The following is an 11,483-nucleotide window of genomic DNA, read 5'->3' as shown; positions in this document are numbered from 1 at the left end:
TATTTAACCTGTCTACTTGACAGGGGGCATATCACTATCATGGTGCGACGCCTTTTTATGTATGATAAGTTACTCTGTTTAAGCCAATTCGTCAATTGATGTATATTCTCTGTTTAGACCCTTTGCAACTGGTTTGCTAGTGATATGACCTTGGTAGGTTGTAACCCCTTGACGAAGACCTTCGTCGTCGTTAATTGCTTTTCTGAATCCTTTTCCTGCAAGGGCTTCGATATAAGGCAAAGTGACATTAGTAAGAGCAATGGTTGATGTACGTGCCACAGCTCCTGGGATATTGGCAACGGCATAGTGAAGAACACCATGTGTTTCATAAACAGGCTCATCGTGAGTGGTCACGCGATCCGCAGTTTCAACAACCCCACCTTGGTCAACGGCAACGTCGACAATAACTGACCCTGGACGCATTTGTCTAACCATATGGTCAGTAACAAGTTTTGGTGCTTTTGCCCCTGGGATAAGAACTGCACCGATAACCACGTCAGCATCACGAACGCTCGCTTCAATGTTGAGCGGATTTGACATCAGTGTTTGAATTTGGCTACCAAAGACCTCTTCGAGGACAGACAAACGTTTGGCACTGATATCAAGGATAGTCACTTGAGCTCCAAGTCCAAGGGCAATACGGGCTGCATGTGTCCCTACGACACCACCACCAATAATTGTGACTTTACCTTTAGGAACTCCAGGCACACCACCTAGGAGAACACCTGAACCACCCTCTTGTTTGGTCAAGAAATGTGCACCGATTTGAACGGCCATACGTCCTGCTACTTCACTCATTGGAACCAAAAGTGGTAGATGACCTTCTTGGCTACGTACTGTTTCGTAAGCCACACCTGTTGTCTTAGCATTGACCATAGCATCTGCCAATTCTGGAGCTGCTGCCATGTGTAAGTAGGTAAAGAGTAAAAGATCCTCACGAAGGAAGCCATATTCTGCAGCAAGAGGCTCCTTAACCTTAACTACGAGCTCAGCTGCCCATGCTTCAGCAGCAGTAGCAACGATTTTAGCACCTTGATTTGCATAATCTGCATCCGCAAAGCCAGATCCAAGACCTGCATTGGTTTCAATAAGGACTTCATGACCTTTAGCTACAAGACTTTGCACTCCAGCAGGCGTTAGAGCCACACGGTTCTCGTTATTTTTGATTTCTTTTGGAATACCAATTAGCATATTTTCTCCTTATTCGGAAGTTATAAGGTCAACCATCATAAAGATGACTTGACCACTTCCTATCTTTTTTTGAAATGATAACGCTTTCATTTTATCTAAAAAGCTCAAAAATAGCAAGTGAAAAATCTTCCCTCCTTTTTAAATCCTGAAATCTTGCTTCTAAAATACGACAAAAGAACCCAACCAATCGGCTGGGTTCTTAAGTGTAAACTAAATGATCAAAAGAATATTTCTCCTTAGGCACGTCCTCCTTTTCAATTTCAAAAGTGGCACCAATGTAAAGTCCTAAAACCTTATTTAAAACTCTTAACAAAATAATCAAAGAGTCCTTGATCTGCTAATTGCTTATGGCCCAAGAGGAACTCGGGGTGCCACTGAACACCTATAAATGGGACTTCCTTCTTCGACAGGTTTTTCATTACTGGTAATACCGATTAAGGGAATGGTTATTTTTATTGCTCCTTAAAATAGTCAAGTAGAAAGAGGGCGTTTTCCACATAGTAATTAACAGCTACTGGCAAGGCCTCATCTTTCACAAGGAAATCATCATGGTGCCAGTCTGGTGCATTATCTTCACCATTTGAGCCAACAAAGGCAAAGACTCCTGGTATTTCCTTTTGATAAGCCGCAAAGTCTTCGCCCCCTGTTGATGGCAAGGTTTCAATCACTTCTGCGAAGGCCTTAGAATTTTCAAAGATGAGAGGTGTAAGCGTCTGGTCATTGTAGGTCACATAAGGTGAATTGCCCCAAGTAATGTCAACTTGAGCACCGAACTGGTCTGATGTCGCCTGAACGACCTTTTCAAAGCGAACAATGACATCTTCACGAACCTTAGGCTCAAAGGTACGGATCGTTCCTTCAAAAAAGCCTGCTGCTGGAAGAACATTCCAAGTATTTCCAACTTCGATATGAGTAACTGACAATACTGCTGATTCAAAGGGCGATACTGTACGAGCCACAATCTGTTGTAAGTTGTTGATGATAGTCGTAGTAACCAAGACCGTATCTACACCCAAATCAGGACGAGCCGCATGGGAAGAAACACCCTTAACATCAACTCTAAACTGCTCCACACCAGCCATGATAGCCCCCGAACGAAGTCCAATCTGACCAGGTTTCAAGTGAGGATTATTGTGATAACCGATGATAGCTGACACACCGTCAAGACCACCCGCTTCAATGACCTGATAGGCCCCTTGGAAATTCTCCTCGGCTGGTTGGAAAATCAATCGAATGGTCCCCTTAAGCTCTGCTTCTCTTTCTTTTAAAAGCTGAGCAGCTCCAAGCAGAGAGGTCTGGTGAAAGTCATGACCACAAGCATGCATAGCCCCATTATCGCTGGCATAAGGAAGTCCTGTCTTTTCCTTAATCGGTAGGGCATCAATATCAGCACGCAAAGCAATAATCGGATGACCTGACCCAATCTCAGCGATGAGTCCTGTCTTCAAAGGATAATTTAAAGGCTCAATACCTAGATTTTTCAAATAACCTTTCAAAAAGACTGTCGTCTCATGCTCCTCCTCAGAAACCTCTGGATGTTGGTGAATCTGATGACGTGTCTTTGCTAAATGATCATAAAATGCTTCTGTCATAATGAACCTCCCTCTCTGATTAGACCTGCTCATTGCCCTGACTTACTTAAGTTCTCAATCGAATTGATACCATCATACCACCAGAAATAAGGCTTGAAAAATTAAAAAAACTTATAGAATGTCATAAGTTTTACTTATACCCCTAGAAAAGACCGTCCTTATGGGCCTTACAGTATAAAGCCTAGTGATAGGGTAGACCTATCAGGAGATTGAAAGTTCCTATCATACCTTAATAAGAAGAAATGACTAGCCCAAATAAGTACGCAAAATCACTTTTTCCGCTTCCGTTAACGCTCGATAGGAACCTACTGCTATCCCTTCATCAAGCTTAAACGCTCCAAAAGAAATCCGCTTAAGATAGGTCACCTTGACCCCATAAGCCAAGAACATCTTTTTCACTTGATGAAACTTACCTTCCGAAATCGTGATATGAGCACTACTCTTATCACTTGCAGAACTTAGAATTTCTAGCTGAGCAGATTTACAAACAGTACCATCCTCAAAGACAACACCTGACTCAAAAAAGGCAGGTGCATCAGGCCCAAGAACATCATTGACCTCAACATAATAAGTCTTAGCCACATGATAGCGGGGGTGAAGCATGGAAAAGCCCAAGGGGCCATTATTGGTAATCAGCACCAAACCCTCCGTGTCTCTATCCAATCGGCCCACAGGATAAAGACCGTCTCGCTGATCTTCAGGCTTAATCAAATCAATGACTGTTTGGTGTTTCTTGTCCTTTCGAGCTGACACTACACCTGCTGGCTTATTCATGAGATAGTAAACTTCTGGCGTATGCTCCAGTTCCTTACCAGAAACCGTGATGGTTTGAAGACTAGCATCCACATTAAGATTATCTCTATCCGCCAAGACACCATCTACATAAACTTGACGACTACGAATGAGCTTCTTAACCTGATTGCGGGAACCATAGCCTGCCTGTCCTAATAATTTGTCTAAACGCATAACCTTATTGTACCACGGATAAGCCTGGTCTAGCAGACTAAAAAAGGAGGACATAAGAAAGGTATCAAAAGAACTCTGGATGAAACAAAAAGTCTACCTTAAAAGATAGACTTATCACATTATTAACACTTACACATTTACATGGAAGATATGCCCGACCAAGAAGGTCACAAGCATGGTCAAGAGTCCTACTGTCAAGTTACGCAACATCGCTTGCTTAACAGGTGCTTTTCCGAGCTTGGCACTGATATAACCAGTCAAGAGCAAGGTAAGGGCAACCACGACCACTGTTACAGGAATACGGTAAGGCTCAGGGAACAGCATAATAGCTAGGGCTGGTGGCAAGGAACCAACTGAAAAGGCCAGGAAACTAGAGACAGCAGCATGCCATGGATTCGTAATTTCATCTAAATCCACCCCATATTTTTCCTCAACTAAGACCTTAATCGGATTCTTATTGAAGGCTTGATTAACCTTAACTTCAGCTGCCGTTTCACAATCCCCCTGACTGAGGAAGGTTTGATACAAACTCTCTCTAGCTGCCTCAGGAGAGCGGTCCAAGAGGGCTTGTTCCTTAGCGATAGCAGCTTCTTCAGTATCTTTTTGCGTTGACACACTGACATATTCGCCACCTGCCATCGAAAAGGCACCAGCAAAAATCGCTGATAAAGCAGAAATCAAGATGAACCAGATGTTTGATGTCGCACTGGCCACACCGATAACCACTCCTGCAATGGAAATGATGCCATCATTGGCACCCAAAACACCAGCTCTCAAAATATTTAAGCGTTCTGCAAAATTCTTATCTTCCAATTCTCTTACTCCTTATTTAGAATGATTCTAAAAAGTATTATAGCAGTTATTTAGAATGATTACAAATAAGAAGTTTGAAAAGTAGAATTTTTAAGGTTTACTCCAGTCACACGCAAACTCCAAAGCTAATAAAGCCACCTTGTCCTTTTCATCCAAGTCCATATGATTCATCAGGTTACGAGCGTCCCAATTACCTTCAGAAAGGTGATCCGCAGCATAGAAGAAGTGGCAGACCTCAACACCTCTAAACTTTGCTAAAGCTGCAACTGCAGAGCACTCCATATCCACACAAATGGCCCTTGCTGCCTTTCGAGCTTTGAGTTTAGCACTCGTCTCACGGTAAATACCATCAGTTGTCCAGACCTTGCCTTCCTTATGAGGAATCTGACGCTCATTGAGATAGGAACGAAAACAAGCTAAAACACCCACATTTACCGCAATCTCATTGCTAGCTTCCACATAGTGAAAACTCGTTCCTTCATCTCTAAGAGCATGACTAGGGATAATAATAGAAGTCTCTTTAATATCTTCATCAAGCACCCCACAAGTCCCAAAGAGCACCAGTTTATCAGTTCCCAAAGCAAAAATATCCTCTAAAATAGCCACACAGGCAGAGGCACCTACAGGTGCATTAAAAAGAGCCAACTCCTGCTCATCAATAACAAGCTTATATATCGGAATAGCCACATTCGCCATGGACGTTTCATAGATAAGTTCATGAGGAAACATCTCAAGCATTCGTTGAAAGGTCGAACGAGAAAAACAGGATACAGCTATTTTAGGAAACCCCTCAAGAGGCTCATTCAAGTCCTCGGGATTGATAATCGCTTGTCTATTATCATCAAATTCAGTTAGTAGCATACGTGACCTCCTTAGTTTTAGGACCCATTATAACACAAAAAAATCAGACCAAAAAGAACGGTCTGATTCTATCACTATTTATTCTTCATTCTCCAAATCGTCCAGCTGTTTTTCAAGACGTCTTCTCTCATATCTTCCCAGTGCTGTGAGAGCCCAATTCATAAAAAAGACAAAGGGAATATACAAAATATAAGTAAGTGGCCAAGCCATGAGATATCTAGGATCCAGGGGATTATTATGATAGACATTGTGGTTAAACTGATAGTTAGCTGACATTATCATAAGAGTGATAAGCGCAGTCACCAGTAAACAACCTAAGACTGTCATTCCGGAACCCCCAAATGTGTTAACACTAAGTCGTTCAGATCTATAAATAGACCAAATCCATGCTATAAATAATGGAAAGGCCAAGTAATTAGAGGTAATAACCCCCTTGTTAAAGAAGGAACTATAGACCAAGCACGCAAGCGTCCCAGCAATCATTATGTAAAAACATTCTGCACCAACTTTATTATTTAGAGCTTTTTCTCGTTCATCTGTAACTTTATTATTAACAAGCTTAAATTTCATCATCTTTACTTCCTTCCTAAATCTCCCAAAACAGTTGATCCAAAGTCCTGTCCAGTGTTTTGCAAATGGCAATACATAGGGCTAGACTGGGATTGTACTTTCCAGCTTCAATCAACCCTATGGTTTGTCTTGTTGCACCTACCGCTTCTGCCAAGTCACCCTGGGTCATATCATGCTCTGCTCGAGCTGCTTTTAAGCGTAAATTCTTTGCCACATGCCCCCTCCTTTTCATCTTATCTGATATTATCGTCGACATTGATTAGGTTCACCATCTGTTTTCATCTTAATTATACACTATATATTTCCATTTGCAATATATATATGTCATTATTTTAGAAATAAATTGCAAAATAAAAAACTGAGATTTCTCTCAGCTTCTTCACTATTTAAACTTAAGCAGGTGTTACATCTAAGCTTTCACCAATTGCCGCAAGACGTTCGACAACTTCTTCTTGGCTCAAACCATTTTCAGAGACATAACGGTTGCGTGGGTGAACACGGCATTCATGTGAGCAGCCGCGGAGGTACTTGTCTTCATTTTCCTCTGAAGCAAGAATACGACGGTTACAGAATGGGTTACCGCAGTTGACATAGCGTTCGCAAGGCGTCCCATCGAACCAATCCTTACCGACAACGACAGGATCTACATGGTTGATGTCAACGGCAATACGCTCGTCAAAGACATACATCTTACCATCCCAAAGCTCCCCTTGAACCTCTGGATCTTTTCCGTAAGTGGCAATTCCACCGTGCAACTGACCAACATCTTTGTAGCCTTCACGGACCATCCAACCTGAGAATTTCTCACAGCGGACACCACCAGTACAGTACACAACCACGCGCTTGTCCATGAACTCTTCTTTATGGTCACGGACCCATTGTGGCAATTCACGGAAGTTACGAATGTCTGGACGAATGGCTCCACGGAAGTGACCAAGGTCATACTCATAGTCGTTACGTGTATCGAGGACAACAGTGTCCTCATCTAAAAGGGCGTCTTTAAACTCTTTTGGTGACAAGTAGGCACCCGTTGTTTCAAGTGGATTGATGTCACTGTCAAAATTATCATCCTCTAAGCCAAGGTGAACGATTTCCTTCTTGTAGCGAACAAACATCTTCTTGAAAGCTTGCTCCTCTTCCTCATCAATCTTGAACCAAAGGTCCTCCATCCCTGGAAGGCTGTGAACATAGTCCATGTATTTTTGAGTGGTTTCATAGTCACCAGAAACCGTTCCATTAATTCCCTCGTCGGCGACCAAGATGCGTCCTTTCAGACCGATTGACTTACAGAAAGCCAAGTGGTCAGCTGCAAATTGCTCAGCGTTTTCAATGGGAAGGTATTTATAATAAAGCAATACTCGAATAGGTTTTGCCATTGTATGTCCTCTTTCTTTATGAAATATCTATATCTGTTGTTTGATAATCAAAGTCAACTTAACTATTATAGCGCTATCAAAGTGGGCTAGGCAATTGATTTGCTTGTAAGTAACTTTTCACAAAAGAAAAAGGTTGAGTGCCAAATGCCTCAACCTGAGTTTCGTGGGATTGTTTTCCACAAGATAGTTTTACAATTCTTTATGTAGTGTTCCTAAGATAAGCAGTTGTGTCAGAAAAATCCAGAAAATAAGAACTCCTATATCTACAAGCGAAACAGTTCCATGTCTATAAAAGCTAGCTCTAAGAAGATTCGCAGAAGGGACAAATGGAAGTAGATAATAAAGTTGATCTAGCCAATCTGGAAGACGACTTGCCGGATACATGATAGGTGAAAACATAAGACCAATCATTAAAATAAGTTGAGACATTAGCGTTACAATATTTTGGGAAAATATATAAGCAATTGAAAATCCTAGACTAATCATTGTTAGGCAAATAAGCAACATCACAAAAACAGACAAAATTGACAAATTTAATTGTACAGAAAAGCGAAGACAGCCTAATATAAAAGAGATGAATACACCTGGTAAAATAGCAATTAACCATATACATAGGTCAGCTAAAGAAATTAGAATCCTAGGAATAGGTAAAGCTCGAATATAGTCCACATGACCTTCTGACTTGGCATTGGCTATGACAGGAGATGAAATCGTACAACCAATAGAAATAACTCCCATTAAAACTGATCCAGAGGCAAGATAGTAGGCAGTTGTTGTATCCATCTTACCAATTACCAACGGATACCCAAAAAGAAGTGAAACGGACAAAAGCACTTGAGCTAATGTGAATAGAATGAATAGATTTTTTTGTCGAAGAAAGTTCCAACGAAGTAAGTAAAAAAATTGAGTCATATCAGTTAACAAGCTCCTCTTTATAGAGATCGGAAATAGATAATGTTTTCATCTTAACCGAAAGGTTTGAAATAAGCCCTTTTTCTAGACCTTCCTTAACTTGAATGAGTATTCGGGTTAATTCACTTTCTTCAATTTCCATCTGACAAACACAACCATTGACTATCGTATAATTTTCGAATAGACTTACAAATTCTTTACTAACAAATTTGAAAGAAATTTGATAATGATTTTTATAAGACATTTGGTGGACTGGACCAGATTTTAATAATTTACCATGGTTAAAAAGAGCAAAATTATCCGCATATTTTTCGACCTCTAGTAGATTGTGGGTAACAATGATAATAGTGTGTCCTTTATAAGCCAGCTTTTGTAATAATTGCCACTGTTTTTCACGACGTACAGGATCAACATCGTTGGTTGGTTCGTCAAGAAGCATGATATCAGCAGAGCCTATTAATGCCATCGCAAAAGATGTAAGCCGTTTTAGACCTCCTGAAAGATTCTTCCCTTGTTTATCACGGTATTCTACTATTTCTAGATCTGCTAGAAGGTAATCAATTTCTTTTTGGAGTTCTGAGGTGCTTAACCCTCTCATTCTTCCAATCATCTCTAAATTTTGCTCAACAGTTAACTTGTCAAGTGGTGCATACTGTTGTGACATATAACTCATCATTGTTCGAGCTTGTTTACGGTTATGTATAAAAGAAATATCTCCATAGTGAACATCTCCCTGATCAGGCTTAATAAAGCCAATCATTTGCTTTAAAAGGGTTGATTTACCAGCACCATTATGTCCTAAAAAAGCTGTGATTTTTGCAGCTTCTATCTCTAAGAAGATATGGTTATTAGCAAAATGTTGTTTATCAAATGATTTTGTTAGATTTTCAATGGTGAGCGTCTTAAAGGTCATAATTTTATTTCTCCGTATTGAGAAAAGATTTCCCAGCATACTTCATTTTTGATAGGGTTATTGTATAATAACCTTAAGAGAGTCTTATGATTATGTCATAATTGACCATTTTAACGTTATAATTAACATACAGAAATGAGTGAGGAGGTTTTCAATGTTGAAAGTTGCTATTTGTGATGACTCTGATAGAGATGCTAGCCGATTAGAACATTATTTACTTTCTTATGATAAATTTCCTCTAGAAACAAAACTTTATACAAATCCACAAAAACTCTTAAATCAGCTGACGCCAGACATCCACTGTGTCTTTTTGGATATTAATATGCCAGGAATCAATGGAATTGACGTAGCACAGAAGATTAGAAAATTTAATCCTTTCATTCCTATTATTTTTGTGACAAGTTATCGTGATTATATGGAGCAAGTCTTCGAAGTTCAGACTTTTGACTATATCGTAAAACCGATAGAACCTCAAAAGTTAACGAAGGTATTGGATCGTATTTTGCGTTTTTTGGATATAGGCCAAGCACTTTTTACCTTCTCATTTGGTAAACACAATTATTCTGTCCCTTCGAGCGATATTGTATTTTTTGAAAAAGATAAACGTTCAGTATTTATATACACAAAGACAGGTACCTACAAGTCTCTACTAAAAACAAAAGAGATTTTGGAAAAACTCCCTAATTATTTTATTCAAATTCATGCTTCCTATATTTTAAACCCCAAATACATCAAAGACTTTGATTCAAAAACAGTTACTATTTTACTAAATGTGGCTGAAGAACACCTACTCCCAATTAGTAGAAAGTTTCAGTTTTCTTTTAAAGAAAAGTATTACAGCTATCTCAGTGAAAGGCATTTTTAATGTTAGTAGGATTACGAATAATCAGTATCTTGTACGATTTATTTCTAGCAAGTATTTTATTTTATAGACCATTCTCTAAAATCAATATGAAAAAGAAGCCTTTAATAGCCCTTTTTTTCATATTGATTTTTCATGGGGGACTCGTGTTCCTATTCTCTGAAAGTCGTATTTTTTTGGTCAGTAATCTCCTTCTAAACATTTTAGAATACTATCTAATCGGCCTCAATTTTGATTATCCTATTCGCCAGTCTTCCTTTTGGATTCTTTTACAAACTAGTCTAAGTTTGTTAGCAGGGGCCGTCCTAAACCAAGGAATCCAACTCATTTTACCTTTAGGGGAACTATCAAAAAATTTAGAAGCTATTAGTTTGTATCTCGGAATAAGTTTCTTCTTGTCTACAGGAATAACTCTTATTTTACGAAAGCTTCTTCTGTCCCATCAAAGGCTTCGTATTGCTACTTCTAAGGGGAACTGGCTTTATCAGTTTATCGTGCCTCTTTTATCTATTTTCTTTGCATTTACAATATCTGCTATTCAAGGAGGGGTATTTGGAGCAGATTACCTTTCAATCATTTCTCTCTCATCTCTCATTGTATTAACACTCTCCTCTCTTTATTTTAATCTGTACCTTGCTCGTCAACAGCAGCAATATTACCAAAACCAATTGGAAAAAGAACAGTTACAGTTCCAAGTTCGGGAAATACAACAATCTCAAGAAGAGTATCAACGTCTCCAAAGCCTTCGGCATGACTTAAAAAATAAACATTTGACTCTTTTATCGCTTTTAGAGAAAAATCCTGAAGAGGCAAAAGATTATCTTTATTCATTAATAGATAGTATAGTAGGTGAACAAACTTTCTACTCTAAAAATCAAACTATTAATTTTTTACTTAACCAAAAACTACATCATTTAAAAGATGAGATAAAAATGGAAATTGATTGCTTTGTACCACAAGAATTATCTATTCAACCAGATATTTTAGCTGTTATATTAGGAAACTGCCTAGACAATAGTATTGCAGCTTGTCTCAGACTACCAAATAAAGAAAGAAGCTTATCACTCAATATCCGATACTTTCAACAAAATCTTTTTATCAATATTAGAAATAATTTTGATGAAAAAGAAAAATCTACTCGTAAGTCTCGTCAAAAAGATGGCTGGGGGTTGCGAAATATCGATGCTCTTGTTAAAGAATATCAAGGTAATATCAAACGCTTTATAAAAGATGGACAATATCAAATTGAGATTTTATTACCAATAAAAATAGGGACTATTCCGACTAAAGAACTTTAAGTAATTGATGAAAAATGAGTCATAATTAGGTAACGTAAATATTTGAGGTCAAAATCTATATTATATTTATTCATTAATAAACAAGTTGAGTAGCATTAGCTCAACCTGTTTTTTCTATACTCGCATCTT

Annotated in this window: 12 protein-coding genes; 2 read left to right on the top strand and 10 right to left on the bottom strand. The window is 38.9% G+C overall.

What is annotated here, in order from left to right; all coding sequences use genetic code 11:
* Positions 1–78: 78 nt before the first annotated feature.
* From ald to HMPREF2697_RS07805, 10 genes are all read right to left on the bottom strand, one after another.
* Entirely contained in the window at positions 79–1,191 is a 1,113-nt protein-coding gene (gene ald, locus HMPREF2697_RS07850; RefSeq protein ID WP_070850267.1) for an alanine dehydrogenase, read from the bottom strand.
* A 452-nt stretch (positions 1,192–1,643) separates the two neighbouring features.
* Positions 1,644–2,783 (bottom strand): amidohydrolase, encoded by a 1,140-nt coding sequence (locus HMPREF2697_RS07845; protein WP_070850264.1) that lies wholly within the window; start codon positions 2,781–2,783, stop codon positions 1,644–1,646.
* 246 nt (positions 2,784–3,029) lie between these two features.
* Positions 3,030–3,749 carry a 16S rRNA pseudouridine(516) synthase gene (locus HMPREF2697_RS07840; protein ID WP_070850262.1) on the bottom strand — a complete coding sequence of 240 codons (720 nt, stop codon included), beginning with the start codon at positions 3,747–3,749 and terminating at the stop codon, positions 3,030–3,032.
* A 129-nt stretch (positions 3,750–3,878) separates the two neighbouring features.
* Positions 3,879–4,562, bottom strand: a complete 684-nt coding sequence (locus HMPREF2697_RS07835; RefSeq protein ID WP_002890291.1) for a VIT1/CCC1 transporter family protein — start codon at positions 4,560–4,562, stop codon at positions 3,879–3,881.
* 90 nt (positions 4,563–4,652) lie between these two features.
* Positions 4,653–5,423 carry a nucleoside phosphorylase gene (locus HMPREF2697_RS07830; protein WP_070847536.1) on the bottom strand — a complete coding sequence of 257 codons (771 nt, stop codon included), beginning with the start codon at positions 5,421–5,423 and terminating at the stop codon, positions 4,653–4,655.
* Positions 5,424–5,501: 78 nt separating this feature from the next.
* Positions 5,502–5,996, bottom strand: coding sequence for a DUF6773 family protein (locus HMPREF2697_RS07825; protein WP_014621324.1), 495 nt, complete (start codon positions 5,994–5,996; stop codon positions 5,502–5,504).
* Positions 5,997–6,009: 13 nt separating this feature from the next.
* Positions 6,010–6,207 carry a helix-turn-helix transcriptional regulator gene (locus HMPREF2697_RS07820; protein ID WP_014621323.1) on the bottom strand — a complete coding sequence of 66 codons (198 nt, stop codon included), beginning with the start codon at positions 6,205–6,207 and terminating at the stop codon, positions 6,010–6,012.
* A gap of 178 nt (positions 6,208–6,385) precedes the next feature.
* Positions 6,386–7,369 carry an oxygen-dependent tRNA uridine(34) hydroxylase TrhO gene (locus tag HMPREF2697_RS07815; protein ID WP_002889116.1) on the bottom strand — a complete coding sequence of 328 codons (984 nt, stop codon included), beginning with the start codon at positions 7,367–7,369 and terminating at the stop codon, positions 6,386–6,388.
* A 189-nt stretch (positions 7,370–7,558) separates the two neighbouring features.
* On the bottom strand, positions 7,559–8,281 hold the full coding sequence (locus tag HMPREF2697_RS07810) for an ABC transporter permease (protein ID WP_070850260.1): 723 nt from the start codon (positions 8,279–8,281) through the stop codon (positions 7,559–7,561).
* Between the two features lies 1 nt (position 8,282).
* Complete coding sequence (locus HMPREF2697_RS07805) at positions 8,283–9,194, bottom strand: ABC transporter ATP-binding protein (protein WP_070850258.1); 912 nt, start codon at positions 9,192–9,194, stop codon at positions 8,283–8,285.
* A 154-nt stretch (positions 9,195–9,348) separates the two neighbouring features.
* Between HMPREF2697_RS07805 and HMPREF2697_RS07800 the strand changes: the two genes are divergently transcribed.
* Both HMPREF2697_RS07800 and HMPREF2697_RS07795 read left to right on the top strand, forming a co-directional pair.
* Positions 9,349–10,059 carry a LytR/AlgR family response regulator transcription factor gene (locus tag HMPREF2697_RS07800; protein WP_070850256.1) on the top strand — a complete coding sequence of 237 codons (711 nt, stop codon included), beginning with the start codon at positions 9,349–9,351 and terminating at the stop codon, positions 10,057–10,059.
* Positions 10,059–11,354, top strand: a complete 1,296-nt coding sequence (locus HMPREF2697_RS07795; protein WP_070850254.1) for a sensor histidine kinase — start codon at positions 10,059–10,061, stop codon at positions 11,352–11,354. Before HMPREF2697_RS07800 ends, HMPREF2697_RS07795 begins: the two co-directional genes overlap by 1 nt.
* The last annotated feature ends 129 nt before the right edge of the window (positions 11,355–11,483 follow it).

It is taken from the genome of Streptococcus sp. HMSC064D12, from assembly GCF_001837205.1.
Taxonomy (GTDB): Bacteria; Bacillota; Bacilli; order Lactobacillales; family Streptococcaceae; genus Streptococcus; species Streptococcus salivarius_D.
The sequence above is the reverse complement of the archived record's forward strand: the minus strand, read 5'-3'. Positions and strand labels throughout refer to the sequence as shown.